30 protein-coding genes and 1 tRNA gene are annotated in these 26,143 nt (G+C 70.6%); 18 read left to right on the top strand and 13 right to left on the bottom strand.

What is annotated here, in order from left to right; genetic code table 11:
• Window positions 1–20: 20 nt before the first annotated feature.
• Window positions 21–728, bottom strand: a complete 708-nt coding sequence (deoD, locus tag ABLE68_RS01870) for a purine-nucleoside phosphorylase (protein ID WP_348869406.1) — start codon at window positions 726–728, stop codon at window positions 21–23.
• On the bottom strand, window positions 725–1,558 hold the full coding sequence (locus ABLE68_RS01865; RefSeq protein WP_348869405.1) for a bestrophin-like domain: 834 nt from the start codon (window positions 1,556–1,558) through the stop codon (window positions 725–727). Before ABLE68_RS01865 ends, deoD begins: the two co-directional genes overlap by 4 nt.
• A 62-nt stretch (window positions 1,559–1,620) precedes the next feature.
• On the opposite strand from ABLE68_RS01865, the gene nudC reads away from it, so the two are divergent.
• The gene (nudC, locus tag ABLE68_RS01860; RefSeq protein WP_348869404.1) at window positions 1,621–2,529 is read left to right on the top strand and encodes an NAD(+) diphosphatase; all 909 of its coding nucleotides are present in this window, start codon (window positions 1,621–1,623) and stop codon (window positions 2,527–2,529) included.
• Window positions 2,530–2,539: 10 nt separating this feature from the next.
• Here the strand turns inward: nudC and ABLE68_RS01855 are convergent, their stop codons facing one another.
• Window positions 2,540–2,791 carry a mycoredoxin gene (locus tag ABLE68_RS01855; protein ID WP_348869402.1) on the bottom strand — a complete coding sequence of 84 codons (252 nt, stop codon included), beginning with the start codon at window positions 2,789–2,791 and terminating at the stop codon, window positions 2,540–2,542.
• Between the two features lie 77 nt (window positions 2,792–2,868).
• Here ABLE68_RS01855 and ABLE68_RS01850 point away from each other — a divergent pair, with 77 nt between their 5' ends.
• The 6 genes from ABLE68_RS01850 to ABLE68_RS01825 all read left to right on the top strand — a co-directional run bounded on the left by ABLE68_RS01850 (window position 2,869) and on the right by ABLE68_RS01825 (window position 6,482).
• Entirely contained in the window at window positions 2,869–4,899 is a 2,031-nt protein-coding gene (locus ABLE68_RS01850) for an ATP-dependent DNA helicase UvrD2 (protein ID WP_348869401.1), read from the top strand.
• 144 nt (window positions 4,900–5,043) lie between these two features.
• Entirely contained in the window at window positions 5,044–5,280 is a 237-nt protein-coding gene (locus ABLE68_RS01845) for a hypothetical protein (RefSeq protein WP_348869400.1), read from the top strand.
• Window positions 5,281–5,416: 136 nt separating this feature from the next.
• Complete coding sequence (locus ABLE68_RS01840; RefSeq protein WP_348869399.1) at window positions 5,417–5,749, top strand: WhiB family transcriptional regulator; 333 nt, start codon at window positions 5,417–5,419, stop codon at window positions 5,747–5,749.
• A gap of 59 nt (window positions 5,750–5,808) precedes the next feature.
• Window positions 5,809–5,973 carry a hypothetical protein gene (locus ABLE68_RS01835; protein ID WP_348869398.1) on the top strand — a complete coding sequence of 55 codons (165 nt, stop codon included), beginning with the start codon at window positions 5,809–5,811 and terminating at the stop codon, window positions 5,971–5,973.
• Window positions 5,974–6,009: 36 nt separating this feature from the next.
• Window positions 6,010–6,216 (top strand): hypothetical protein, encoded by a 207-nt coding sequence (locus tag ABLE68_RS01830; protein ID WP_348869397.1) that lies wholly within the window; start codon window positions 6,010–6,012, stop codon window positions 6,214–6,216.
• A gap of 104 nt (window positions 6,217–6,320) precedes the next feature.
• Complete coding sequence (locus ABLE68_RS01825) at window positions 6,321–6,482, top strand: hypothetical protein (protein WP_348869396.1); 162 nt, start codon at window positions 6,321–6,323, stop codon at window positions 6,480–6,482.
• 12 nt (window positions 6,483–6,494) lie between these two features.
• Here the strand turns inward: ABLE68_RS01825 and ABLE68_RS01820 are convergent, their stop codons facing one another.
• Together ABLE68_RS01820 and ABLE68_RS01815 are read right to left on the bottom strand one after the other, a co-directional pair.
• Window positions 6,495–7,271 carry a hypothetical protein gene (locus ABLE68_RS01820; RefSeq protein ID WP_348869394.1) on the bottom strand — a complete coding sequence of 259 codons (777 nt, stop codon included), beginning with the start codon at window positions 7,269–7,271 and terminating at the stop codon, window positions 6,495–6,497.
• A gap of 136 nt (window positions 7,272–7,407) precedes the next feature.
• Window positions 7,408–7,566, bottom strand: a complete 159-nt coding sequence (locus ABLE68_RS01815; RefSeq protein ID WP_089503918.1) for a DUF5679 domain-containing protein — start codon at window positions 7,564–7,566, stop codon at window positions 7,408–7,410.
• A 202-nt stretch (window positions 7,567–7,768) separates the two neighbouring features.
• On the opposite strand from ABLE68_RS01815, the gene ABLE68_RS01810 reads away from it, so the two are divergent.
• The 3 genes from ABLE68_RS01810 (at window position 7,769) to ABLE68_RS01800 (ending at window position 10,488) form a co-directional block, all read left to right on the top strand.
• Window positions 7,769–8,563 (top strand): enoyl-CoA hydratase/isomerase family protein, encoded by a 795-nt coding sequence (locus tag ABLE68_RS01810; protein ID WP_348869393.1) that lies wholly within the window; start codon window positions 7,769–7,771, stop codon window positions 8,561–8,563.
• 317 nt (window positions 8,564–8,880) lie between these two features.
• Complete coding sequence (locus ABLE68_RS01805; RefSeq protein ID WP_348869392.1) at window positions 8,881–9,936, top strand: PHP domain-containing protein; 1,056 nt, start codon at window positions 8,881–8,883, stop codon at window positions 9,934–9,936.
• A gap of 9 nt (window positions 9,937–9,945) precedes the next feature.
• Window positions 9,946–10,488, top strand: a complete 543-nt coding sequence (locus ABLE68_RS01800; protein ID WP_348869391.1) for a M48 metallopeptidase family protein — start codon at window positions 9,946–9,948, stop codon at window positions 10,486–10,488.
• A gap of 70 nt (window positions 10,489–10,558) precedes the next feature.
• Here ABLE68_RS01800 and ABLE68_RS01795 read toward each other — a convergent pair whose 3' ends face one another.
• Both ABLE68_RS01795 and ABLE68_RS01790 read right to left on the bottom strand, forming a co-directional pair.
• Window positions 10,559–11,134, bottom strand: a complete 576-nt coding sequence (locus ABLE68_RS01795; RefSeq protein ID WP_348869390.1) for an NUDIX hydrolase — start codon at window positions 11,132–11,134, stop codon at window positions 10,559–10,561.
• On the bottom strand, window positions 11,131–12,462 hold the full coding sequence (locus ABLE68_RS01790; protein WP_348869389.1) for a zinc-dependent metalloprotease: 1,332 nt from the start codon (window positions 12,460–12,462) through the stop codon (window positions 11,131–11,133). The genes ABLE68_RS01795 and ABLE68_RS01790 overlap by 4 nt, the downstream gene beginning before the upstream one ends.
• A 31-nt stretch (window positions 12,463–12,493) precedes the next feature.
• Here ABLE68_RS01790 and ABLE68_RS01785 point away from each other — a divergent pair, with 31 nt between their 5' ends.
• From ABLE68_RS01785 to ABLE68_RS01760, 6 genes are all read left to right on the top strand, one after another.
• On the top strand, window positions 12,494–12,916 hold the full coding sequence (locus ABLE68_RS01785) for a molybdenum cofactor biosynthesis protein MoaE (protein WP_348869388.1): 423 nt from the start codon (window positions 12,494–12,496) through the stop codon (window positions 12,914–12,916).
• 46 nt (window positions 12,917–12,962) lie between these two features.
• Window positions 12,963–13,208, top strand: a complete 246-nt coding sequence (locus tag ABLE68_RS01780) for a hypothetical protein (RefSeq protein WP_348869387.1) — start codon at window positions 12,963–12,965, stop codon at window positions 13,206–13,208.
• 35 nt (window positions 13,209–13,243) lie between these two features.
• Window positions 13,244–14,296: a YlbL family protein gene (locus tag ABLE68_RS01775; RefSeq protein ID WP_348869386.1), complete on the top strand. Its 1,053-nt coding sequence runs from the start codon at window positions 13,244–13,246 to the stop codon at window positions 14,294–14,296.
• Window positions 14,293–14,883, top strand: coding sequence for a PPA1309 family protein (locus tag ABLE68_RS01770; protein ID WP_348869385.1), 591 nt, complete (start codon window positions 14,293–14,295; stop codon window positions 14,881–14,883). Before ABLE68_RS01775 ends, ABLE68_RS01770 begins: the two co-directional genes overlap by 4 nt.
• 21 nt (window positions 14,884–14,904) lie before the next feature.
• Window positions 14,905–17,946: a UPF0182 family membrane protein gene (locus ABLE68_RS01765; RefSeq protein ID WP_348869384.1), complete on the top strand. Its 3,042-nt coding sequence runs from the start codon at window positions 14,905–14,907 to the stop codon at window positions 17,944–17,946.
• Between the two features lie 48 nt (window positions 17,947–17,994).
• Window positions 17,995–18,068, top strand: a tRNA-Met gene (locus tag ABLE68_RS01760).
• A gap of 57 nt (window positions 18,069–18,125) precedes the next feature.
• Here ABLE68_RS01760 and ABLE68_RS01755 read toward each other — a convergent pair.
• The 3 genes from ABLE68_RS01755 to ABLE68_RS01745 are packed head-to-tail and all read right to left on the bottom strand — an operon-like array spanning window position 18,126 to window position 20,842.
• Entirely contained in the window at window positions 18,126–18,485 is a 360-nt protein-coding gene (locus ABLE68_RS01755) for a carboxymuconolactone decarboxylase family protein (RefSeq protein WP_348869383.1), read from the bottom strand.
• Window positions 18,482–18,649: a hypothetical protein gene (locus tag ABLE68_RS01750; protein WP_348869382.1), complete on the bottom strand. Its 168-nt coding sequence runs from the start codon at window positions 18,647–18,649 to the stop codon at window positions 18,482–18,484. The genes ABLE68_RS01755 and ABLE68_RS01750 overlap by 4 nt, the downstream gene beginning before the upstream one ends.
• Before the next feature lie 27 nt (window positions 18,650–18,676).
• Entirely contained in the window at window positions 18,677–20,842 is a 2,166-nt protein-coding gene (locus ABLE68_RS01745; protein ID WP_348869381.1) for an MMPL family transporter, read from the bottom strand.
• A 78-nt stretch (window positions 20,843–20,920) separates the two neighbouring features.
• Here ABLE68_RS01745 and ABLE68_RS01740 point away from each other — a divergent pair, with 78 nt between their 5' ends.
• Entirely contained in the window at window positions 20,921–21,316 is a 396-nt protein-coding gene (locus ABLE68_RS01740) for a DUF302 domain-containing protein (protein WP_348869379.1), read from the top strand.
• Between the two features lies 1 nt (window position 21,317).
• Window positions 21,318–21,581, top strand: coding sequence for a metal-sensitive transcriptional regulator (locus ABLE68_RS01735; RefSeq protein WP_348869378.1), 264 nt, complete (start codon window positions 21,318–21,320; stop codon window positions 21,579–21,581).
• Between the two features lie 12 nt (window positions 21,582–21,593).
• Here the strand turns inward: ABLE68_RS01735 and ABLE68_RS01730 are convergent, their stop codons facing one another.
• The 3 genes from ABLE68_RS01730 to ABLE68_RS01720 form a co-directional block, all read right to left on the bottom strand.
• Window positions 21,594–22,496, bottom strand: coding sequence for a DUF5996 family protein (locus ABLE68_RS01730; protein WP_348869377.1), 903 nt, complete (start codon window positions 22,494–22,496; stop codon window positions 21,594–21,596).
• 16 nt (window positions 22,497–22,512) lie between these two features.
• On the bottom strand, window positions 22,513–23,232 hold the full coding sequence (locus tag ABLE68_RS01725; RefSeq protein WP_348869376.1) for an alpha/beta fold hydrolase: 720 nt from the start codon (window positions 23,230–23,232) through the stop codon (window positions 22,513–22,515).
• 132 nt (window positions 23,233–23,364) lie between these two features.
• Window positions 23,365–26,136, bottom strand: coding sequence for a helix-turn-helix transcriptional regulator (locus ABLE68_RS01720; protein WP_348869375.1), 2,772 nt, complete (start codon window positions 26,134–26,136; stop codon window positions 23,365–23,367).
• Window positions 26,137–26,143 lie beyond the last annotated feature (7 nt).

The raw sequence follows: 26,143 nt of genomic DNA, 5'->3' as shown, positions 1-26,143 counted from the left end.
CAACGCCCGGGCGGGTGCGGTTAGTCCTGAGCGACGCCCGCCGCGAGTGCGATCTCCACCATGTCGCCGAAGGTCTGCTCGCGCTCCTGCGAGCTCGTCTCCTCGCCGGTGACGATGTGGTCCGAGACCGTGCAGATGGCCAGCGCCTTGCGGCCGAGCTTCGCGGCGATCGTGTAGAGCGCGCTCGCCTCCATCTCGACCGCGAGCACGCCGTACTCCACCATCCGCGCGGCCAGCTCCGGGCGGGCCGCGTAGAAGGAGTCGCTGCTGTAGATCAGCCCGACGTGCACGCCGTCTCGACCAGCGGCCGCGTCGTACGCCGCGCGCAGCAGCCCGAAGTCGGCGACCGGGGCGTAGTCGAGTCCCTCGAAGCGGATCCGGTTCATCGACGAGTCGGTGCACGCACCCGAGGCGATCACGATGTCGCGGACGGCGAGCCTGTCGGTCATCGCGCCGCAGGAGCCGACCCGGATCACCGACTGCACGTCGTACTCCGTGAAGAGCTCGGTGGCGTAGATCGCCAAGGACGGCTGGCCCATGCCGGATCCCTGGACCGAGACGCGGTGGCCCTGCCAGGTGCCCGTGAACCCGTACATCCCGCGGACCTCGGTGTAGCAGCGGGCGTCCTCGAGGAACGTCTCCGCGATCCACTTCGCGCGAAGCGGGTCACCGGGCATCAGGACGAGGGGTGCGATGTCGCCGGGCTGGGCGCCGATGTGCGTGCTCACGGACCGAGAGAATAGGACGATCCGGCGACCGGGCTGCCATCCGCGGCGCACAGACCGGTCACGTCGACGCCGCCCGACTCGATCCGCGCGCTGACGGCCTTCATCCGGTCCGGCGAGATGCTGATCGCGCCGGAGAACGGTGTGTCGAGCTCGTTGATGCCGACGACGAGGAGCAGGAAGAGCACGCCGATCGTGAGCACCAGGGAGAGGCGCACGAGCCGGCGCAGGTGCCACGTGAAGCCGATCAGCAGCACGATCACCAGCAGGGCCGCCAGCTCGATCAGCCAGGTCATCGCGGCCGGTACGGCGGGCTTCGTCTCCGCCAGCCGCTCGTCGCGACTGGTGGTGAGGTCCGACTGGAGCGGCACCAGGTTGCTGAGCCCCACCCGGTCGGCGTCGGTGTCGACGGCGACGCGCAGGTCCTGCTGGATCTGCGCGCTCCAGAGGTTGACCACGGGGTGTGCCTCGCCCTCGACCATCCGCGGCCACCCGAGGTCGGCCACCGCCCGGGCGTAGCAGACGAGGTCGCCCTGCAACGTGCCCTGGTCCGGTTCGTCGAGCAGCCCTGCCGCGTTGTACTCGGACTCGACCAACCCGGCCTCGGTCGCCGCGTGCTCCTCGGCGCGCTGGTAGGAGTTGTTGGCCTGCACCAGCATGAAGGCGAGGAGCAGCGCCACCAGGGTCACGACCGGACCGGTCAGGTCCTCGACGTTGATCCACTCCCGTCGGGCTCCGTCGACCGGGCCCTCCGGGTGCCGGCGTCGTACGGCGCGGGCGAGCGACAGACCGATCGCGACGGCGGCCGCGAGCGCGATGAGCAGCAGGATCACGGCGCCATCCTCCGTCGGGACCGGACGAAATGTGACCGAAGTGCCGGACTACGCTCCGCAGGGTGACGTTCCCCCACGAGAAGCTCGCGGCCAACCCTCATGACCGGACCGCCGAGCACCGCGCCGACGACGCCTGGCTGGCGGAGCGGTGGGCCGACCCGCAGACGCGGGTCCTCGTCGTGTCCGGCACCCGGATCAAGCCGGTGGACGGCCGGATCGACTGGGTCTCACCCGACGACGCACCCGAGGGGCTGCGGGTCCTCCTCGGGGAGCAGGACGGCCGCGCCTGGTTCGCGGTGATCGTCGACGCCGAGATCTCGAAGGCCGCCCAGGGCGAGTGGGCGCCGCTGCGTGGGCTGCTGGCTCACCTCGCCGACGACGCCGTCGCCAGCGCACCGCTCGTCTTCCACGCGCTCGGTCTCGCCGAGTGGCTCTTCGCCACCCGCTTCTGCCCGCGCTGCGGGGAGCCGCTCGCGCCGAAGAAGGCGGGCCACGAGCTGACCTGCGCCAACGGGCACACGCAGTTCCCGCGCACGGACCCGGCCGTGATCATGGTCGTCACCTCGGGCGACCCGGGCTCCGAGGACGAGCGCTGCCTGCTCGGTCGCCAGTCGGTGTGGCCCGAGGGGCGCTTCTCGACGCTGGCGGGCTTCTGCGAGCCGGGCGAGACGCTCGAGGACGCCGTACGCCGTGAGGTCGCCGAGGAGGTCGGCATCACGGTCGGCGACGTCGAGTACTTCGGCAACCAGCCGTGGCCGCTGCCGGCGAGCCTGATGGTCGGCTTCATCGCGCGGGCGACGAGCACCGACGTCACCGTCGACGAGCACGAGATCGAGGACGCGCGCTGGTTCACCCGCGCGGAGATGAAGTCTCTCGCCGAGGCCGGCACCCTCGTGCTCCCCGGCGGCGTCTCGATCAGCCGCTCCCTGGTGGAGCACTGGTACGGCGGGCCGCTGCCCGGCCAGTGGTGATCCCGAGGGATCAGACCGCCAGCGACTCCAGCTTCGCCTTCACCTGGGCCAGCGACGGGTTGGTCTGGGCGGTGCCGTCCGCGTAGACCAGCGTGGGGACCGTCTGGTTGCCGTTGTTGGCGGACTCGACGATCTGCGCGGCCTCGGGGTTCTGCTCGATGTCGACGACGTCGAACGCGATGCCCTCGCGGTCGAGCTGGCCCTTCAGGCGGTGGCAGTAGCCACACCACGGAGTGGAGTACATCGTGAAAGTGCCGCTCATTCGGACTGTCGCCTCCGGCGTCTAGGGTTTCGTACGTCGTTCATAGAACCATCCGCTCCGAGGAGTTGTTCCCGCGCATGACCGTTGCCCCCGACCTGCTCGACGCGCTCGATCCCGAGCAGCGTCAGGTCGCCGAGGCGCTCCGGGGTCCGGTCCGGGTGCTCGCCGGTGCCGGCACCGGCAAGACCCGGGCGATCACCCACCGGATCGCCCACGGCGTCGCGACCGGCGTCTACGCGCCGACCGAGGTCCTGGCGGTCACCTTCACCACCCGGGCGGCCGGCGAGATGCGCGGGCGTCTCCGGGTGCTCGGCGCGGGGGGAGTGCAGGCTCGCACCTTCCACTCGGCCGCGCTGCGCCAGCTGCGCTACTTCTGGCCGCGCACCAGCGGCCACGAGCTCCCGACGCTGACCGAGTCCAAGATCGGCCTGCTCGCCTCGGCGGCCCGCCGGCAGCGGCTCAACGCCGACCAGGCGCTGCTCCGCGACCTCGCCTCCGAGATCGAGTGGGCCAAGGTCAGCAACGTCCACCCCGACGACTACACCCGCATCGCCCGGGCCCGGGGCCGCTCGGTCACCGGCCAGGACCACGAGACCGTCGCCCGGGTGTTCGCGGGCTACGAGGAGGTCAAGCGCGGCCAGGGCCGGATGGACATGGAGGACGTGCTCCTGCTGACCGCCGGCATGCTGGCCGACGACGAGCGGGTCGCCGCCCAGGTGCGACGTCAGTACAAGTGGTTCGTCGTCGACGAGTACCAAGACGTCTCGCCGCTCCAGTCCGCGCTCCTCGGCCTGTGGCTCGGCGGCCGCGACGAGCTGTGCGTCGTCGGCGACCCGGCCCAGACGATCTACTCCTTCGCCGGCGCCGACGCGACCTACCTGCGCGAGTTCCCGGCCAAGTTCCCCGGCACCACCTCGATCGAGCTGGTGCGCAACTACCGCTCCACGCCGGAGGTCGTCTCGGCCGCCAACACCCTGCTCGCCGGCTCGGCCAGCAGCGGCGTCGAGCTGCGGGCCCAGCGCCCGTCCGGACCGACGGTCACCTACACCCAGCGCCTCGACGAGGTCGCCGAGGCCGAGGCGGTCGCCGCCCAGATCGTGCGGCTGCGCGACGCCGGCCGGTCGCTGGCCGAGATCGCGGTGCTCTTCCGGATCAACGCCCAGTCCGAGACGTTCGAGGAGGCCCTGTCCGCGCGCGGCATCCCCTACGTCATCCGCGGTGCCGCCCGGTTCTTCGACCGGCCCGAGGTCCGCGAGGCGGTGACCCGCATCCGGGGCGCGGCTCGCTCCGGCGAGGCCGACGGCAGCTCCCTGGTCGAGGCGGTCGGCGGCGTGCTCGCCGGCATGGGGTGGACCACCGAGGCGCCGACCGCTCGCGGGCAGACGCGCGACCGCTGGGAGTCCTGGAACGCCCTCTTCAACACGGCCACCGAGTTCGCGGCCACCAACCCCGACCTCAACGCGTTCGTCGACGACCTCGACCGCCGTGCCGCCGAGCAGCACGCCCCGGTCGCCGACGGCGTCACCCTCGCGACCTTCCACGCCGCCAAGGGCCTGGAGTGGGACTCCGTCTTCCTGTGCGGCCTCCAGGACGGCACCCTCCCGATCACCTACGCCGACACCCCGCTCGCGATCGAGGAGGAGCGCCGGCTCCTCTACGTCGGCATGACGCGTGCCCGCGTCGACCTCGCGCTGTCCTGGTCGTTGGCCCGCAACCCGGGCGGCCGCGCGTCCCGCAAGCCGTCGCGGTTCCTCGACCAGTTGCTGCCCGACGAGGCCCGCGCCGGGCGTGAGCTGCCCCGCAACCGCAAGGTCGCGAGCTGTCGTGAGTGCGGTCGTCCCCTGTCGACGGGCGCCGAGAAGAAGCGCGGACGGTGCGCGGACTGCCCGGCGTCGTACGACGAGGAGCTCTTCGAGCGACTGCGCGAGTGGCGCAAGGACCGGGCGGGGGAGGAGAGCGTGCCGGCGTTCGTGGTCTTCACCGATGCGACCCTGCAGCTCATCGCGGAGCACAAGCCGCGCACCCCGGAGGCCCTGCTGCGCATCAACGGGATCGGTCGGCAGAAGCTCGACCGCTACGGCGAAGACGTCCTCAGCGTGGTCGGCTGAGACGTCCGAAGATTTTTTGAGAAATACCCATTAAATCGTTTGCCCATTACAACGGGCAGACGATAGTTTTCCTCAGAACCCACAAGCCAGCGCACCACGGTCATGGCAAGACCGGCGCATGAAGCACCGAAGGAGGTGGCCCGAATGAACAGCAACAAGCTCTGGAAGACGGCTCAGACCCCGTCTCGCTTCGTCATGCCCATTTCTGGTCACGCCTTCGGCGCGACCGTCCGAGGCGTCGATGCCTGCACCACCGCCACGCTCGTCGTGCGCGAGCGGGGCACGGACATCGCCGGCTCGAAGGGCGCCGTCAAGGCAGACATGGGCCTCGCTCAGTCCTACTTCCCGGGGACCAGTGCCTGGAGACCACCGACCTGTTGAGAACCAACAGCATCGGCAGCCTCCAGGCCGCGGAACCCGAACCGGGATCCGCGGCCTTTCTGTTTCTCAGAACTGGTTTTCGGCCCCACAACGCAACCACCCAACGCGATCAAGGTCAGAAGAAGGAGGTGAAAACATGACCATCAGTGAACTCGTCCGCACCGATGGGACTGTGTCCGATGAGGTGTTCAGCCTCGGTCAGCTGCACGACCAGGCCAACAACATCGACGAGGACCTGCTGCCGTGCCGGGTCAACAACCCGGAGCTGTGGTTCGCCGAGTCGCCCGTCGACGTGGAGTTCGCCAAGGCCCTGTGCCTGGACTGTCCGGTCCGGTCCCTGTGTCTCGACGGCGCCCTCGAGCGCCGTGAGCCCTGGGGTGTCTGGGGCGGCCAGCTCTTCCTCCAGGGCGTGGTGATCCCCCGCAAGCGGCCCCGCGGCCGTCCCCGCAAGAACGAAGTCGCCGCCTGATCCGCCAGGCAGCGTCCAGCAACCCACCTCTTTTCGACAACGACGTCAAAGGAACTGCCATGACCTTCACCCACGAGAACCTGGTCCGTGCCCAGGTGAGCGCTCGTCTCGAGGAGGCACGCGTGTGCCGCCCGGGTCGTCAGCTCGCCCGAGTGCTGCGCTCCGACCGCATCGCGCAGGAGCTCGCCCAGCAGGCCCGGCTCGCCACTGCCCGCACGCTCTGAGCGCGCGGCGAACGAAGAAAGTCGACAACGACTCCCATGACCACCATCGCGAACACGAACCCGAACGGACTGATCGACATGAATCTCATGCATGAAAACCTGGCGCGCGCACAAATGGCCGCGCGCCTGGGAGAGGCGCAGGAGCTCCAGCGCGGCCACAACCTGGCCCGTGCCCGCCGACTCAGCCGCAAGGCCGAGCAGGCAGCGCAGCAGGCGCGTCTCGCCCTCGCCCGCGCACTGTAGGCAACATCCACCTCACCCTGATCGCGGGTGACAGAGACCGAGAGCCGGTTCCGACGTACGTCGGGGCCGGCTCTCGGCGTCTCGTCCGGGGTTACGGTGGCCGCATGGCGACGTGCGACTTCTGCGGCCGGATCGAGGACGACGAGGCGAAGACGCTGAGCTGGACCACCGCGGTCGAGCGGGGCCGCAAGCGGGTCTACTGCGACGAGTGCTCGCGCACCCACCTGCGTGCCATGGAGGGCAAGCTCGACAGCGAGTGGTGGTAGGCCAGCCGGGCCTCAGCCCACCAGGTCGTCGGCCCACGAGCAGCCGCAGTGCGGGTGCCGGGTCCACTCCTGACGCGCCGGCGCCAGGTCGGCGCCGATCGTCACGCTCGCCGACCAGGTCGACGGGACCCGGCCGTCGAGCCAGCTGAGGAGGTCGCGGACCGCCCAGGCGGTGGCGACGGCCAGGAGTGCGGGATCGGAGGGTCCAGCCGAGCGACCGGCCAGCTGCTCGACCACCACGGCCCGGCGCGGGTCGCGCTCGCCGCGGTGGGCGTCCACGCAGCGCAGGCAGGCGGTGCGGCCGGGTACGACGAACGGGCCGATCGTGAACCCTCCCGGTGTCCGGCTCACCACGAGATGTGCGCGACCCGCCCGCACCTGGGCGTCCACCGACGCACGGTCCGGCTCGCCCTCGGCGACCAGGACCGCGACCGTGGCCCGGTCGGTCTCGCTCTCGGCCACGCGGCAGTCGGCCGCCCGCAGCAGCCGCAGCACGTCGGCGGCAGCCGGCCCGGTGGCCTCGACCGAGACCAGGGCGTGGGTGCGCTCCGTGGTCGTGGCCGGGTCGACCAGCAGGTCCGCGGCGACCAGGTCCCGCAGTGCACGGTGGGACTCGGGCGTCGTCGGAGCCGGGGACCGGCCCGCCGCCAGGTCGGCGAGCAGCCGTTGGACGTCGGGCAGGTCGGGGACGATCACCCGCCACGGGTGGTCGAGGCCGATCTGGAGGTGCCGGTCGTCGCGGCGTACGACGTGCAGGCCCGGCCGCAGCCGGCTCGGCGGGATTCTCATGCAGGGCGGTCTACCCGCTCAGTTCGGTGCGCACCGGCTATCCACAGCCACAAATCACCGACGGCGGCACCCGCCCGGTCAGAGACCGGGCCGATGCCGCCGTACGAAGCTCGTTGAGGCGCTACGCGCTAGTGCGTCAGGCCTTGCCGAGGATGCGGTTGAGGTTCGTGCCGCAGACGGGGCAGACAGCCTTGGCCATCCGGGTGCCCTTGTCGTTGACCCTGACCTCGCCCTCGGCCTCGCGCTTCTCCTTGCACTTCACGCAGTAGAACTCGCCGCTCCAGGTCTCCGCCATGACGGCCTCCTTGCCTATTCATTATTCGGTCGTCGCGACGGGGTGAAGGGGAAGACCCGTCGGAAGCTCAGTGACGGGTGCCACCGAGCCGACACGACCCTACGACACGCCTGGGCGCAGGCGTAGGAGGCACACCGAAAGACGCGTTTCAGCGGTGAATCGGGTCACGGCGCGTCGGGGCCCGGATGAGTACGTTGTGCCCATGTCCGAACTCACCCACCTGAGCCTGTCCCGACCCGCCGACGGGGTCGCCGTGCTGACCCTCGACAACCCCGACCAGCGCAACGCGATGTCCGACCAGATGACGGCGTCCTGGGTCCAGGCCGTCGACGAGCTGGCCGCCGACCGCTCGCTGCGGGCCGTCGTCGTGACCGGATCGGGCTCGGCGTTCTGCTCCGGCGGCAACACGTCGTGGATCGCCAGTGAGCCGGACGCGACGGTCGACCACCTCCGCACCCGGATGATCGCGTTCTACCGGGCGTGGCTGTCGATCCGGAAGCTCGAGGTCCCGACCATCGCCGCCATCAACGGCCCGGCGATCGGGGCCGGCCTGTGCCTCGCCCTCGCCTGCGACCTCCGCTACGCCGCCGGCGGTGCCAAGATGGGCGTGCCGTTCGTGAAGCTCGGCATGCACCCCGGCATGGGCGCCACCTTCCTGCTGCCCAACGCCGTGGGCGAGGCGCACGCGCGCGACCTGCTGCTCACCGGCCGCGTGGTCGACGCCGACGAGGCGCTGCGACTCGGCCTGGTCTCCCGGGTGATCGAGCCCGCGTCGTTCCTCGACGAGGTGCTCGCGACGGCGGAGGGGATCGCGCACACCGCACCGATCCCGAGCAAGCTCACCAAGCTGGCCCTGGCCGACGGAGGCCACGCCGACTTCGAGAGCTGCCTGCAGTGGGAGGCGATGGCCCAGCCGATCACGCTGGCGACCGCGGACCTGCAGGAGGGGATCCGCGCGGCGCAGGAGAAGCGGCCGGCCGTCTTCACCGGCCAGTAGGCGGAGACATGAGGAGGCCCCCGGTCACGTCCTGGACGCTTGCCTTCCCCTTGCGAGCGTCCGTTCCGTGGGCCGAGGGCCTCATCTGCGGCACACGCTAGGAGCAGCGCACCGGCAGGGTCAACGCACCGCAGCGACACCCTGTGGACAAGGCTGTGGACAAACCTGTGGAGAACCGGGTCCTCCGGTGGAGGACGACCCGGAAACCCGGGAGCGCGCTGTGGACGAGCGGGGCCGCCGAGCGCCGTACCCGCCGCTGACCAGCGACAATGGCTCTCCACGGGGTGTGGACGAAAAACAGTTGGGAGGATTTCGGCGTGGCGCAGTCGGAGGCGACGTACGACGGGGGTCCGGTGGCCGCGCTGCGGCGGATCGCCTTCCTGCTCGAGCGGGCGCGCGAGGACACCTACAAGGTCAAGGCGTTCCGCGGCGCGGCAGCGACGATCCTGCCGATGCCGGCCGAGGCGGTCGCCGCCGCCGTCGACGACGGCACGCTGACGGACCTGCCCGGGATCGGTGCGAGCTCGGCCAAGGTCATCGCCGCGGCGGTGCGCGGTGAGCTGCCGGAACGGCTCGCGGCGCTCGAGCGCGAGCACGGGGGTCCGCTGACGGGCGGCGGTGCCGAGCTGCGGGCGGCGCTGCGCGGTGACCTGCACTCCCACTCGGACTGGTCCGACGGCGGCTCGCCGATCGAGGAGATGGCGTTCACCGCGATCGAGCTCGGTCACGACTACCTCGTGCTCACCGACCACTCGCCGCGGCTGACCGTCGCCCACGGGCTCAGCCCCGAGCGGCTGACCCGGCAGCTCGGCGTGGTCGACGCGGTCAACAGCCATCTGTCATCTCTGGGAGGCGACGGCTTCACGCTGCTCAAGGGGATCGAGGTCGACATCCTCGACGACGGCTCCCTCGACCAGGACGACGCGCTGCTCGCGCAGCTCGACGTCCGGGTCGCGAGCGTCCACTCCAAGCTGAAGATGGACAAGAAGGAGATGACCGCGCGGATGATCGGCGCGGTCCGGAACCCCCGCACCAACGTGCTCGGCCACTGCACCGGCCGGATGGTGATGGGCAACCGGGGCACGCGGGGGGAGTCGCAGTTCGACGCGAAGGCGGTCTTCGAGGCCTGCGTCGAGAGCAACACCGCGGTCGAGATCAACGCGCGCCCCGAGCGCCGCGACCCGCCGACCAGGCTGCTCGAGCTGGCGCGCGACCTCGGCTGCCTGTTCTCGATCGACTCCGACGCCCACGCCCCGGGTCAGCTCGACTTCCAGGTCTACGGCTGCGAGCGGGCGGAGGAGGCCGGGATCGACGCAGATCGGATCGTCAACACCTGGCCGAAGGAGCGTCTTCTGGCCTGGGCGAACCGATAGATTCTCGTCATGTCGCAGCAGCCCGAGGTGGAGGTACGCCGCTCCAAGCGGCGGCGCCGGACCGTCTCGGCCTACCGCGACGGTGACCGCGTGATCGTGATGATCCCCGCCTCCCTCTCGCGCAAGCAGGAGGCCGAGTGGGTCGAGACCATGCTCGCCCGGCTGGAGAAGTCCGAGCGCAGGCGCAAGCCCACCGACGAGGACCTGATGAAGCGCGCCAAGAACCTCAGCGACCGCTACCTGGGCGGCCTCGCCATCCCCGAGTCGGTGCAGTGGGTCGACAACCAGGAGTCCCGCTGGGGCTCGTGCACGCCCGGCGACCGCTCGATCCGGCTCTCCGGACGGCTGCAGGGGATGCCGTCGTGGGTCATCGACTACGTGCTGATCCACGAGCTCGCCCACCTCTTCGAGTCCAACCACAACGCGAAGTTCTGGAGCTGGGTCGACCGCTACCCGAAGGCCGAGCGCGCCAAGGGCTACCTGGTCGGGTGGTCCGCCGCGGCCCGGCTCGACTCGCCCCCGGGTGAAGCACCTGACGACGAGATCGACTGAGCACCGCCGTTGGTTGAGGAGGGCGTTCTGCGCCCGTCTCGAAACCCCCGCAGCCCGTCGCCGACGTCGGCTACCCGGGGTTTCGAGACAGGACTTCGTCCTTCCTCAACCACCGGGAGCGCGCCAGAGCGACCAGCTCCACCAGGTCCGGCTGCGGCTCGGGAAGCGCGTCGGCGGGCCACCAGCGCACGTCGAGCGACTCGTCGCTGACGGCGTGCTCGGCCCCGGGTGGGCAGACGGCCACGAACCGGACGTCGAGGTGGTGCACGTCCCCGTCCGGGCCGCAGAAGGGTACGGCGTGCTCGCTGAGCTGCACGGGGACCGGGTCGAGCACGAGGCCGGTCAGCCCGGACTCCTCGGTCGCCTCCCGGGTCGCCGCTCCGGTGAGGGTGGCGTCGCCGGGCTCGCAGTGGCCGCCGAACTGGAACCACCGGCGGGCCTTGGCGTGCAGGGTCAGCAACACCTCGGCGCCGGTCGAGCTCAGCACCAGCGTGCTGGCGGTGAGGTGGTCGGGCCGGCACTCACGGGTCAGCGCGTCGGGACGGTCGCGCAGGTGGGCGACGTACCGCTCACGCAGCTGCTCCTGGGCGGCGCTGGGCGCTGACCAGCCGTCGAGGACGGCCAGCGCGTCGGCGTGGAGGCTCACTCCTGCGGCGGGTCGAGCAGCTTCTGCAGCTCGGCGTCGAAGTCCTCGTCGCTGAGCTCGGCCGGGGCGGAGGCGTCCTCGCGGAAGCCCAACGGGTCGTCGAGGTCGGCGGCCGTCGGCAGCAGGTGGGGGTGCATCCACACGCCGTCACGGGCCTCGGTGCCCTGGCGGGTGCGCAGCGAGCCCCACAGGGTCGAGGCGTCGCGCAGCCGGCGCGGCCGCAGCTCGAGACCGACCAGGGTGGCGAAGGTCTGCTCCGCGGGGCCACCGGCCGCGCGCCGGCGGCGGAAGATCTCCTGCAGCTTGGCCGCCGTCGGCATCCGCTCGGCCGTGGCCTGGCCGACGACCTCGTCGACCCAGCCCTCGACCAGGGCGAGGGTGACCTCGAGCCGCTGGAGAGCGGCCTCCTGGGCGGGGGAGCGGTCGATCTCGAACATGCCGCCCTCGAGCATCTCCTGCATCGACTCGGGGTTGGTCGGGTCGATCCCGCGCATCTGCTCCTCGATCTTCGCCGACATGCCGGCGGCGTTGACCTCGAGGCCGCGGGCGTAGTCGGTGACCGCGCTGATCAGGTGGTCGCGCAGCCACGGGACGTGGGCGAACAGCCGCTGGTGGGCCGCCTCGCGCAGGGCGACGTAGAGCAGCAGGTCGTCGGCGCTGACGTCGAGCCCGTCGGCGAAGGCGTCCAGGTTGGCCGAGACGATCGCGGCCTGACCGGGCGCCGCGAGGGGCAGCCCGATGTCGGAGACGCTGAGCACGTCGGAGGCCAGGGCGCCCAGGCCCGAGCCGATCTGGCTGGCCAGCATCCCGCCGACCGCCTGGCCGAGGATGCCGAGGATCGGACCGGTCATCTCCGCGGCCTCGTCGGGCAGTGCCCCACTGAGGGCTTGCACCGAGGACTCGGCGATCGGCTCGACCAGCACCTTCCACACGTCGGTGGTGCCGACGACCCACTCGGCGCGGCTCCAGGCAGCGGTCGAGCTCACCCCGGACGGGAACTCCGTGGTCGCGTCGAGCCAGTGGTCGGCGAGCCGGAGCGCGTCGGCGACGGCGTCGCGCTGCTTCTGCGACGGCGTCGGGTCGGGCGACTGGGCCACGGTCTTGCGGGCCAGGTCGAGCGCGAAGTCCCAGTTCACCGGGCCGTCGTGCGGCTGCATCATCGACTGGATCTGGTTGAAGAGCATGCTGAGGTCCGGCATCCCGGCTCCTCCGGCCCCTCCGGCGCCGCCCATGGCCCCGCCCATGGCACCGAAGAACTGCTCGAACGGCGTGCCCTTGAACGGGTTCTGGTCGCCGTTGTCGGGGGTGTCACCCGGCTTGTCGTTCATGCCGACAACGGTACGCGGATAGTGTCTGCCCGTGCCCGCCGTACGCCTCGTCGATCTGCGCGAGACCCCGCTCGACGTCGCCGAGGTCGTCGCCGCCCTCGACGACGACGCCTCCGGCGGCCTGACCCTCTTCGTCGGCCGGGTGCGCGACCACGACCACGGCAAGGGCGTCACCGGACTCGACTACACCGCGCACCCGACCGCGCTCGCGAAGCTGCGCGAGGTGTGCGACCGCGTCGCCGAGGAGTACGACGTGCAGGGCGTCGCCGCGGTGCACCGCACCGGCAGCCTCGACATCGGGGACATCGCCGTCGTCGTCGCCACGACCTCCTCCCACCGCGGGGACGCCTTCGCCGCGTCGCGGGCGCTGATCGACACCCTCAAGGCCGAGGTCCCGATCTGGAAGCACCAGCGTTTCGGAGACGGGACCGACGAGTGGGTCGGCACCCCCTAGGGCGAGCCTGCGTCGGCCGGGGCCTCGCGCTCCGTACCCTCACGGTGTGGAGATCCTGCTCTGGCTGGTGCCGTCGGTCGTGGTCACGGCCGTGGCGATGCTGTGGGTCGGCTGGCTCGGCCGGGAGGGCCGTGGTGAGGTCGACCGCGACGTCGCCGTACGCCGCCTGGGCAGCGCCCTCGACGGAGACACCCGTCGCCGGCGCCGACCGGCACCCGGCTACGCCGCGCCGCAGCCGGCACGCGACCGGAGCAGCGGCATCGCCGTACGCCCCTCGCGTCGGGTCTCCTGACCGGCCTCTAGGGCTGATCTGACAGTCTTGGCCGCATGACGCAGCGCACCCTCGCCGGCATCCTGGCCGTGCCGCTGCTCCTCGCGCTCTGGGTCGCAGCCGCGTTCGAGTCGCTGCCGTACGTCACCTACGCGCCCGGGTTGACCGTCAACGTCCTCGGGACCAACAGCGACGGCAAGGAGATCATCCAGGTCGACGGCCACCCGACCTACCGCGACGACGGTGAGCTGCGGATGACCACCGTCTACGTCTCCCAGCCGGACGCGCACAACAACATCTTCGAGCTGATGCACGACTGGATCAGCCGGTCCAACGCGGTCTACCCCTACGACGCGATCTACCGCGAGGACGAGACGCCCGAGCAGAACCGCAAGGAGGGCCAGCAGGAGATGACCTCCTCGCAGGACGCGGCCACCGCGGTCGCGCTCGAGGAGATGGGCTACGACGTGACCGAGGCCGTCGTCGCCGGCGTCGGCAAGGGCACCCCCGCGGACGGCAAGCTCGAGGCCAACGACGTGATCGTGGCGATCGACGGCACCGAGGTCGCCAACGGGGACGACGTCGTCGACGCGGTGACCGGCGCGCAGGCGGGCCAGCCGATCGAGTTCACGATCGAGCGGGACAAGAAGAAGTCGACGGTGTCGGTGACGCCGGCGGACGTCGACGGCAAGCCGCAGATCGGCATCCAGATCGGCACCCAGACCACGAAGTTCCCGTTCGACGTGACGGTGGGCATCGACCCGTCGATCGGCGGACCGAGCGCGGGCCTGATGTTCTCGCTCGCCATCTACGACACGCTCACGCCCGGCTCGATGACCGACGGTCAGACGATCGCGGGCACCGGCACCATGGACGCCTCGGGCAACGTCGGGCCGATCGGCGGCATCCAGCAGAAGATCGTCGCCGCCCGCAACGCCGGCGCGAAGCTGTTCATGGTCCCGCCCGACAACTGCGACGAGGCCGTCGGTGCGCCGAACGGCGACATGCGCCTGGTCGAGGCGCCCACCATGCACAGCGCCCGCGACTCGATCGAGGCCTGGGCCAAGGACCACGACGCCGACCTGCCGACGTGCAAGGGGGACTCGTGAGCGACGACCTGAACGCTGACGAGCCGCAGCCCGACGCGCCCTTCGACCCGCAGCTGGACGTCGATCCCGCGCTGGCCTCGGCCGTGCTCGAGATCGAGGGCCACGTCGCCGGTGAGGGCTGGGACCGGCCGGCCCGCCTGTACGCCCTCGTCGACACCGCCGCGCTGGTCGCCCGCGAGCCCGCGCTCGCCTCGATGATGGGCCTCGACGCGGCGTCCGCCGAGGGGTCGCTGACCTCGATCGAGCAGGACCACCTCGCTCCGGACCAGCCGCTGGAGACGGTGCTGGAGTCGATCGTCTGGCCGGCCGAGGTCGTCGGCTGCGCTGCGGTCGTCGAGCGCCTGGTGCTGCCGCCGGACGCGGACCGAGACATCCCCGACGACCGGGCCTCGGCCGAGGAGTTCGCGCGCGAGCACCCCGACCGCCAGGAGGTCCGGATCGTGGCGGGCGTGACCCGCGCAGGCGCCACGTACTGTGCACTGCGACTGCGCGCGCACGACGACGACCAGTCCGTGGTCGGCGGCGCCGACCTGGTGCCGGGGCTGCTGGAGCTACTCGGCACGACCCTCGAGGAAGATCCGGAGTGACCGACACATGGGTGACCAGCGATGAGTGAGCTGTTCGACGAGGAGTCGGCGAGCGCGCCGCCGCCGCCGAGGAGCTCGCGCCGTTCGCGCGCTCTGATCATCACGGCGGTGGTCCTGGTGATCGCGTTCCTCGGGCTCTCGACGTTCGCGGGTCTCTACACCGACCGCCTCTGGTACAAGAGCGGTGGCTACTCCGAGGTCTTCACGACCCTCTTCTGGACCAAGGCCGGGCTGTTCCTGGTCTTCGGTGCGCTGATGGCGATCATCGTCGGCGTCAACATCTACCTCGCCTACCGGTTCCGGCCCTTCTTCCGGCCGAACTCGCCCGAGCAGAACGGCCTGGACCGCTACCGCGACGCGATCACCCCGATCCGCACCTGGCTGCTGATCGGCGTCTCAGTCGCGATGGGCGCCTTCGCGGGCAGCTCGGCGATCGGCGAGTGGCGCAACTACCTCCTGTGGCGCAACGGCGTGCCGTTCCACCAGGAGGACGTCTGGTTCCACAAGGACATCGGCTTCTACGTCTTCGACCTGCCGTGGTTCCACTACCTGGTCGACTTCACGATGGCGGCGCTCGTCATCGCCCTGATCGCCGCCGCCGTCGTCCACTACCTGTACGGCGGGATCCGGCTGCAGACCTCGCGGGACCGGCTGTCCGGGCCGGCGCAGGCGCAGCTGTCGCTGCTGCTCGGCCTCTTCGTGCTGGTCAAGGCCGCCGACTACTACCTCGACCGGTTCGACCTGGTGCACCAGTCGGGATCGCTGTTCACCGGCATGAACTACACCGCCGACCACGCAGTGCTGCCGGCCAAGAACATCCTGCTCGGCATCTCGGTCGTCTGCGCGATCCTCTTCTTCGTCAACGTCTGGCGCCGTACCTGGCTGCTGCCCTCGGTCGGCCTCGGCCTGCTCGCGGTCTCCGCGATCCTGCTCGGGCTCATCTGGCCCGGCATCGTGCAGCAGTTCCAGGTCAAGCCGTCCGAGGCCGACAAGGAGGCGCCGTACATCAAGGCGAACATCGACGCGACGCGTGCGGCGTACGACATCGACGACGTCCAGGTGGACGAGTTCAACCCGTCCAAGGCGCTCACCGCCTCGCTCACCAACCTCGACGACAAGACGTCGTCGGTGCCGCTGGTCGACCCCAAGCTGGTCCGCGACGCCTTCGAGCAGATCCAGCAGGGCCGGGCCTACTACTCGGTGGCCCCGGTGCTCGACGTCGACCGCTACCCGATCGCGGGCACGGACCGTGCGCTCGTGCTCGGCGCGCGCGAGCTCGACCAGTCCGGCATCCCGTCCAGCGACCGCAACTGGTCCAACCTGCACACCGTCTACACCCACGGCAACGGCCTGATCGCCGCCTACGCCAACCAGCGGCCCGAGGACGACAGCGAGCAGATCGACAACTCGCAGGCGACCGGGGACCAGTCGGGCATCGGGTGGGCCCAGGGCATCAACGCCGGCCAGGACGGTCTCGCGCGGTCGCTCTCCGGCCCGTTCGAGGACCGGATCTACTACGGCGAGCAGAGCCCGGACTACTCCATCGTCGGCAAGTCCAGCGACAGCGCGAAGTCCGTCGAGCTCAACCTGCCGACGGGCGGTGAGGACACCGGGACGACGACGACGTACGACGGTCCCGGCGACGCCTCGATCGGCAGCACCTTCAACAAGCTGATGTTCGCGATGAAGTACGGCGAGACCAACCTGGTCCTGTCGGGCCGGGTCAACGACAACAGCAAGATCCTCTTCGACCGCTCGCCGCGCGAGCGGGTCGAGAAGGTCGCGCCGTGGCTCACCGTCGACAGCGACCCCTACCCGGCGGTCGTCGACGGCCGGATCCAGTGGATCCTCGACGGCTACACGACGACGGACCGCTACCCGAGCTCGAAGCTCGACTCCTTCAAGGAGATGACCGACGACTCCCTGCAGACCAACACGGGTCTCCAGACGTTGCCGACCGACGAGATCAACTACATGCGCAACGCCGTGAAGGCGACCGTCGACGCCTACACCGGCGAGGTCAAGCTCTACGAGTGGGACGAGGACGACCCCATCCTCAAGGCGTGGGAGGGCGCGTTCCCCGGAACCGTCGAGCCGAAGTCGGCGATCTCCGAGGACCTCCTGCAGCACCTGCGCTACCCCGAGGACCTGTTCCAGGTGCAGCGCTACCAGTTCGCTCGCTACCACGTCACCGACCCGGGCGACTTCTACCAGGGCAACAACCGCTGGGAGGTGCCCGAGGACCCCTACGCCACCGGCACGTTCCAGCCGCCGTACCGGCTCTTCGTCGACAACCCGAACACCACCGCGGGGGACACCTTCTCGGTGACGTCGGTCTACGTGCCCTACCAGAAGAACAACCTGGCGTCGTACGTCTCGGTCGACTCCGACGCGACCAGTGACGACTACGGCACCTTCCGGGTGCTCCAGCTGCCGACCGCGAACGACCAGACCCAGGGTCCCGGCCAGGTTGCGAACGCCTTCGCCTCCGACCCGACCATCGCGGACCTGATCGCCAACTTCAACCGCAGTGGCGCGCAGCCGCAGTACGGCAACCTGCTCACCTTCCCGATCAGCGACGGGCTGATGTACGTCCAGCCGGTCTACGCCAGCCGGTCGTCCTCGGACTCGAGCTTCCCGATCCTGCGCTACGTGTTCGTCAGCTACGGCAACGAGATCGGTCAGGGCACCACCCTGCTCGACGCGCTGCGCGACATGCTCGGGGTCCCGGCCGACTCGGGTGGCAGCACGGGTGGGGGCGGCAACAACAACGGCGGCAACGGCGGGGACAACTCCGGCAGTGGGTCCACCGGCAGCATCAACGCCCGGATCGACGCCTACCTCCAGCAGGCGGACGCCGCCTACACGGCTGCGAACGATGCGCTCGCCGCCGGCAACCTGGCGGAGTACCAGAAGAAGGTCGACGAGGCGCAGCAGGCGGTCCAGAACGCGATCGAGCTCGCCGACCAGCGCGGGTCCGAGGACGACGGCTCCGGCGCGTCCACGAGCCCGTCGGACGGCACCAGTCCGTCGTCGAGCCCGAGCGCCAGCCCGTCGTCCTGACCCCGATTTGGCTCGCCCCACCCCGGTCTGTAAGGTTGTATTCACCGGCGCGGGGTGGAGCAGCTCGGTAGCTCGCTGGGCTCATAACCCAGAGGTCGCAGGTTCAAATCCTGCCCCCGCTACAAAGCCAAGAGGCCCTCACAGTCTGACTGTGAGGGCCTCTTGCACGTGCGCCTGGATCAGGCGTCGGCGTCGGCGAACTCGCAGAAGGCGTCGTACGCGCGGGGTCCGTAGATCGTCGCCGGTCCACCCTTCATCAGGAACGTGACGCCGATGGCTTCAGCGGCCTCCTGCTTGCTGGCGCCGGCTCGTGCCGCTGCCTGGGCATGGGAGGCGATGCAGCCGTCGCACCCTTCGACGACGCCGATGGCGAGCGCGATCAGCTCCTTGGTGCGCTGGTCGAGCGCGCCGGGCGCGAACGCCGCCTTGTGGAGCTCGCCGAAGCCCTGGTAGACGTCCGGCACGGCGCGGCGCAGCTCACGGTGGAGCGGACTGAGAGCATCCAGGACGTCCTTGCCGTGGGCGTGGTCGGTGGTCACGACCGTCCTCCGAACATGCGGCGAAGCAGGCCGGGGGTCTCGCCCTTCGGGTGGCCGGCGCAACGGTCGGCGCGCGCGACGCCCGCGAGGGCCTGCTCGACGTGCTGCCCGCAGCCGGCCCAGGTGGCCTTGCCGCAGGTCTTGCAGGTGATGGCACGACACATGGGTCGCTCCTCTTCTCGGTGGTCGGGTCAGTGGTGGGAGAAACGGATGTCGGGGAGGACCCGGGTGAGCCACGTGGGAGCCCACCAGGCAGCCCGCCCGGTCAGGCGGAGCAGCACGGGCAGCAGCACGAGCCGGACCAGGAAGGCGTCGAGCAGGACGGCGACCCCGAGGATGATCCCCATCTCCTTCGGGGGCAGGGGGCCGGACAGCGCGAAGGTGAAGAACACGGCGACCATGACCGCCCCGGCGGCGAAGATCACCCGGCCCGAGTGGGCCAGCGAGCCGACCATCGCGTCCTTCGGGTCCCCGGACTGCTCGTAGTGCTCCTTGGCCGAGGCGAGGAGGAAGACCGTGTAGTCCATCGCGATCGCGAAGATCATGGCGAAGAAGAAGACCGGTGCCCACGCATCGAGGAAGCCCTGGTGCTCGAAGCCGAAGAGCCCAGAACCCCAGCCCTCCTGGAAGACGAGCCGCGCCACCCCGAAGGCGGCCGCGGTCGACAGCAGGCTCGCGAGAGTGCCCAGGAGCGCGATCAACGGCGCCTGGAGTGCGACGAGCAGGAGCAGGAAGCCGAGTCCGAGGATCACTCCGACGACGAGCGGCGTGGACGCGTCGAGCTGGTCCTTCAGGTCGAGGTTCTCGACTGCTGCACCTCCGAGGACCGCACTCGACGGCAGGTCGGCGCGGAGCCGGTCGACCGTCTCGCCCAGTGCCGGGTCGGACGGATCCACGGTCGGCACGGCCTGGATCAGGGCGTACGGTGACCCGTCGGTGGCGTCGACCCCGGGCATGGTGCCGGCGATCCCGCGGTCATCGGCCAGCACTGACTCCGCAGCCTTGGCGTCGGTCTTGTCGACGACGACGGTGAGCGTGCCGGGGGCGCCGGCGCCGAACGACTGCTGGACCAGGTCGTAGCCGACCCGGGCCGAGGCGTCCTCGGGCAGCACCTTGATCGAGGGCATCGCGGTCCGCAGACCCAGGACGGGAGCGGCCAGGACCAGGAGCACGACCAGGGCTGCGAGGCCGAAGGCGATCGGCCGTCTCCAGAGCCGCTCGCCCCAGGCGGCGAACCTCGCAGAGCGGTGCTCGCCGGAGCGCGACCAGGGCAGCGCGAGCTTGTTGATGCGCAGGTCCAGCTTGGCGAGCACGAGCGGCAGCAGCGTGAGGGTCGCAGCGAGCACGAAGACGACGGCGAGCATGATCCCGCCGGCCATCGAGCGGAAGGACGGCGAGGGGACGAGCATCACCGCCGACAGCGAGATCAGCACGGTCGCCCCCGACAGGAGCACCGCCTTGCCCGCGGTGTCCATGGTCTCGGCGATCGCCTGCCGCGGCGTACTGCCGGCACGGGCCCTCGCGGCGCGGTAGCGCACGACCAGGAAGAGCGCATAGTCGATGCCGAGCGCCAGCGCGAACATCATCGCGAAGTTCATGGCCCAGATGGAGACCGGCACCAGGTGGTTGATCAGCACCAGCGAGCCCGCCGACGCGACCAGACCGGCCAGGGTGAGGATCAGTGGGAGACCCGCAGCGACGAGCGCACCGAACGCCAGCACCAGGATCGCGAGCGTGATCGGCCAGGAGACCATCTCCGACTTCAGCATCGCCGACAGGTTGGCCTCGTTGAAGTCCGACCAGAGCAGTGAGGCCCCGGTGGGGTTCACCTCGACTCCCGGCCTCGAGTGGTCCTGCAGCGGCCCCTTGAGGTCGTCGGCGACCCGCACCATCTCGTTGGGGTCGGCGTTGGCGCCGGCCAGCAGGACTGCGGTGCTCCCGTCCTGGCTCAGGGTTGCGCCGGGCTGAGGTTGGACCACGTCCGCGATGCGCGGGTCCTTCTGCAGCATCGCGGTGGCGTCGGCGAGGATCTGCTTCCCGGCCCCTGTGGTGACCGGTCCGTCCGTGGAGTGCACGACGACCTGGATCGCGGTCGACGCGTTGCCGCCGAAGTGCTGCTGGGCGAGCTCACGGGCGGCAACCGAGTCCGAGCCGTTCGCCTGCCAGCCCGCCCCGGAGAGCTCCGACTCGACCCGGGGCGCGAACACGCCGAGGGCCACGACGAGGAGGAGCCAGACGGTGCCCATGAGGCGGGCGTGGTCGCTCACCCAGACCCCGAGCCGGCCGAGTGGTCCGGGTCGGAGGTCGGTCTCAGCCTCGGTCGGTGCTCCGCGCCGATGGGAGTGTGTCGTCGTCATGTGCAATACCCTAGGGGGTATACGATAGGATCTCCAAATACCCCCTAGGGTACCCAAGAATCCACGAGGAGAGCACCGATGGCCAGTTACACCCTGACCTCCACCGTGGCCCTTGCGTACGACGCCGCCGTGGCCGCGACGCGCGCCGCGCTGGCCGAGCAGGGCTTCGGGATCCTGACGGAGATCGACGTGGCCGCCACGTTGAAGGCGAAGCTCGACGTCGACGTACCCCGCCAGATCATCCTGGGCGCCTGTCGACCCCCGCTCGCACACGCCGCCCTGCAGGTCGATCCGTCGATCGCGGCGATGCTGCCCTGCAACGTCGTCGTACGATCCGTTGACGACGACACCTGTGTGATCGAAGCCTTCGACCCCGCCCTCATGACGCACCTCGTCCCCGGGCTGGAGCAGGTGGCCGCCGAAGCCGGGTCCCGCCTGACCGCGGCCCTGGCCGCACTCACCGAGGAGCACTGACATGGAGCTCGACCCCACCGAGATGACGCCCGTCATCAACCGCATCAAGCGCGCTCGCGGTCAGCTCGACGGTGTGCTGCGGATGCTCGAGGAGGGGCGTGACTGCGAGGACGTCGTCACCCAGCTCGCCGCGGTCTCCAAGGCGCTCGACCGGGCGGGCTTCGCGATCGTCGCGAGTGGCCTGCAGCAGTGCCTCGCTACGGGTGACGGCATCGACAGCGTCGACGTGAAGAAGATGGAGAAGCTCTTCCTGTCGCTCGCGTGACCTGCCGTCCGGTCACGGCGGCGGTGGCCACGTGGAGGATGCGAGCTCGTGGGTCTCGCGCAGGAAGTCGAGGACGGTGCCGTCGGGGTCGACGGCCCGGCGTACGTCGGCGTACGGCAGGACGTACTCGCCGAGATCGTGGTCGAAGTAGCTGCCCGGAGCGTAGGTCCGGTGCTCGCGGAAACCGGGCGGCTCCGGATAGGCGTAGGCGTAGAACACGCCTTCGCTGGCGCCACCTGGCCAGTAGCCGCAGCTCGACACCTCGGCGTTGTAGGCCTCGACCATGACCCAGTCCGGGCAGTGCGGCACGCCGCCGGGGTGGACCGGCGCCGGACGTCCGGAGAACCTGGTGAGCGCGAGGTCGAACGCGCCCCAGAAGAAGTGCACCGGACTGCACTTGCCGCGGTAGTCCGACCGGAAGCGGCTCAGCACCCGGTGCGCCGAGACCAGGGAGCGCCAGAAGGCGTTGACCGCCTCCGCGTCGTACGCCGCGTGCTCGGTGTCGTCCGGGAACGCGATGGCACCGGCGATCTCGGTGGGCATCGGGTTGAGGGTGACCTCGACGTCGAGCTCGGCCAGCTTGCGGAGGTACTCCGCGTAGAAGTCGGCCACGGTGCGCGGCGCCAGCTCGAGCTGGCGCCGCCGCCCGTCGGTCACGGTGAGGACGAGCTCGTGGTCGACGAAGTCGAAGGTGACCTCCAAGCTGCCCCGAGCTCCCAGCGGCATCAGCGACGTGGTGAGCCCGACGGCGTTCACGTAGAGCGGCACGTTCCACCAGTGGTTCTGCATCGGGGTCAGCGCCATCCGGGTCTTCCCGACGACCTGGGTCCACAGGTGGACCGTGTCGCGGGTGTCCTGCCAGGCAGCGAGGGGAACGGCCGGCCATGCTTCGGGGGCTTGCGGGGTCGAGGTCACGGGCTGCCCCTTCCCGTCAGCCGGTGACGCTGGTCAGCGCCTCGCGGATGACCGCGACGACCTCAGCGGGGTGGGACAGCATCACCGCGTGGGAGGAGTCGATCTCGGTCACCGTCATCTGGGCACGCTCGTAGCCGAACCGCTCGACGTCGGGGTTGATCGTGGTGTCGGCCGAGGACACCGTGCCCCAGGCGGGCTTGGTCTTCCACGCCGCCGCGGAGGCCGGCTCGCCGAACGCGGCCCCGGCGAGCGGTCGCTGGGAGACGGCCATGACCCGGGTGATGGCCGGGTCGACGTCGGCGGCGAAGACGGTCGGGAACTTCTCGATGTCGACGCTCACGTCGGTGCCTGGCTCGTCCGAACCCTCCACCGGGTAGGGCGTGTAGACGAGCGCCTGCGCCAGGGCGGAGTCGGGGAAGCGACCCTGCAGCTCGCCCAGGCTCTCGCCCTCGTCGAGGGCGTAGCCGGCGAGGTAGACCAGGCCGACGACGTTGTCCTCCGTCCCGGCGACGGTGATCACGGCGCCGCCGTACGAGTGGCCGACCAGGAGGACAGGGCCGTCGATCTGACGGACCACGGACGCGATGTAGCCGGCGTCGCCGGAGAGGCTGCGGTTGGGGACGGCGGGCGCGAGGACCCGGGTCCCGTCGGCCAGCAGCTCGGGGATGATCTTCACGAAGCTGGACGCGTCGGCGAAGGCGCCGTGGACCAGGACCACGGTCGGGGTGTCGGACATAGGGGTCTCCTTCGACAGTGCCACCCGTGAGCGGCTGCGGGTCGTGCCGATCGGCACCCCCTGATCCTCGGGAGCGGCACCGATGCCAGGCATCAGTCGCGTGACCTATTTCGGCCCGGAGCCCCGCGTGCGTCAGCCGACGTCGAGCTGCTTGACGACGTCGCGGAGCTGGGTCCGCGACGTGACCCCGAGCTTCGGATAGGCGTGGTAGAGATGCGCGCCGACCGTTCGCGGCGACAGGAACAAGGTCTGCGCGATCTCCTTGTTGGTCAGGCCGGTGGCGGCGAGCAGGACGATCTCGCGCTCCTGGGAGGTGAGCTCACGCCACCGGGCCGTCTGCGAGTCGCTGTCGTCGTCCAGTCGTACGCCGGATGCCCGCAGCTCGGCATCCGCGGCGGCGACCCAGGACTGTGCGCCGAGCCGGGCGAACAGCTGGCTCGCCGAGCGCAGGTGGTGACGGGCGTCCGCGGGGCGCTTCTGCCGGCGCAACCAGACGCCGTACTCGAGCTGCGCATTGGCCCGCTCGAACGGCCACGTCGTGTCGCCGGCTCCAGTGATCGCCCTCTCGAACAGTGAGCCGGCGGAATCGTCGTCGACCGTGTGTGCCTTCGCTCGCGCCAGCACCCGAGCCATCCGTTCGCCGGGATCGTCGCCGAGGTGTTCCTCGGCAGCCCTGACCAGGCCGACGACCTCCGCCACCCTTCCGACCCGACTGGCTGCGGCGACCAGATCGCCCAGCGAGCCGTAGGACACGTGCGGATGCACCGGGGTCCCGTCGGCGGCGAAGAGCTGGCGCAGCTGCTGGTAGGCCGCCTCGTGCTCACGAAGACCGGTCAACGCGTAGCCGCGTGCGGTGATCAGGTTCGCCTCGAGCGAGACCGTCTGTCCTGGCTCGGTCTCGGCGAACAGCGAGTCGATCTCCCGCAGCGACTCCTGGTGGTCGCCGCGTACCGCCTCCACCCGGGCACGCAGCTCGCGTCCCGCGGCGCGGTAGAAGTGCAGGCCATGGGCCTCGCTGATGTCGATCATGAGACGACCGGACCGGCGAGCGTCGTCGTAGCGGCCCATGTCGAACTGCACCTGCCCGAGCATCATGGTCGCCTGCGGCAGTGACTGGAGTGCGCCGGAACGCTGCATGAGGTCGGTCGCCCGGATGAGGCGCTGGTGCGCGGTCGCGTGCTCGTCGAGCAGCCACGCGGTGGCGCCGAGGAGCATGTTGTACGCCGCGTCGGCGTGCGGTGTCTCCCGTCCGGGCAGGTGATCGGGTGCCGTCTCGAGAAGGCCGAGCAGCTCCGGCGGCCGCGACAAGGGATGGAGCGCCGCGACGATGTAGGCACGGGCTCCTGCGTTGAGGGGATGGACGTCCGCCCCGTGACGGGTCGTCCGTTCATAGCGCTCGAGCCACTCGGCGAGGACGTCGTGGCGACGACAGGTCTGGTAGGTGAGCCACGCCAGGACGGTCAGGGCCGCCCAGCCGGCTTCGTCGTCGAGGTCGATGAGCTCGGCCAACGACGCCTGCAACATGTCCTGGGCCGAGGCCGGCTGCATGGTCTGGGCGAGAGCGTAGGCGTGCAGCTGCGTGGAGCGCGCTCGTACGAGGCGGTCGTTGGAGCTGCGGCGGAGGTGGTCGGCGAGCGCAGCGATCTTGTGCACGTGGCCGATCCCCGACGACATGCTGACCCCGGCGAGGAGACGGCTGTCGCGCAGGTCCGGGTCGACCGTGAGCTCAGCAGCACGCACGGCCGCGTCTGCGGCCTCCTGCTGGGCGCCGCGCTTCTGCATCCGCTCGGCGCTGGCCATGAGTGCGGCCGCGACGGTCTCGTCCGGTCGGTCGGTCGCCGCCGCACGGTGCCACACCGTCCGGTCGTCGTCAGTGGCGTAGAGATCCGCCAGGGCAGCGTGGGCCTCGAGGCGTTGGGCGCTGCTGGCCACGCCGTAGACGGTCGACTCGATCAGCGGGTGTCGGAACGCGACCCGCTGGCCGCTCACCCGGACGAGCCCGGCCCGCTCGGCGGGCTCGAGGAGCTCGGAGACGGACCGCGCCGGCCCGACGGCCTGGGACAGGACCCCGAGATCGTTGCCACCGGCGGCGATCAGCAGGAGGAAGTCGCGGGTGGCGCTGGGGAGGGTCGGCAGGTCGGCGGCGAAGGCCGATTCGATCGCCGCGGGCACGGCACGGGGAAGGGGCGCTCCCTGGCCGACCGCGCTGCCGCTGACCCGTGCCAGCTCGAGCAGCGCGAGCGGGTTGCCGGCCGCTCGTTCGACGATGGCAGCGCGCGTCACCGGATCGAGGGCCGGGCCGTCGCGCTCGAGGAGCGCGACGGCATCGGTCTGGCTGAGCGCCGACAGGTCCAGGACGGTCTGGTCGTCGAGGCCGGGTGGGGCCGTGTCGGCGCGGGACGCGATCAGGAAGGAGACCCGGGTCTGGTCGAGCCGGTTCGCGACGAACGACAGCACCGACCAGGAGGCCGGGTCCACCCACTGCAGGTCGTCGATCACGACCAGCAGAGGACGAGATGGCTCGAGAGCGAGCAACCACTGATGGACGTCGCGGCGCAGCCTGAGTGCCTCGGGAGCGTCGTCCTCGTCCTCACCCGAGACGCGTCGCCGGATCGAGTCGGCCAGGACGGCGGTGTCGGACTCCCTCGCCACCCGCGAGTCGAGGAGGTCGAGCAGCGTGGCGAACCCGAGCATGGTCTCGGTCGATCGGCCCTGCACCCGGATGACCGCCGCACCGCCGGCAGCAGCCGATCGCGCCGCCGCCGACAGCAGGGACGTCTTGCCGGTGCCCGCGACGCCGAGCACCGTCACCACCTGCCCGCCACGTGCGAGGTGGTGCTGAACGTCGGTCAGCTCCGCGTCGCGCCCGAGAAGACCGTGACCACCGTCGTCCCGCTGCGTCACGGCACCT

This window comes from Nocardioides pollutisoli (assembly GCF_040045055.1).
In the GTDB taxonomy this organism is placed as follows: domain Bacteria; phylum Actinomycetota; class Actinomycetes; order Propionibacteriales; family Nocardioidaceae; genus Nocardioides; species Nocardioides tweenelious.
The sequence above is the reverse complement of the archived record's forward strand: the minus strand, read 5'-3'. Positions and strand labels throughout refer to the sequence as shown.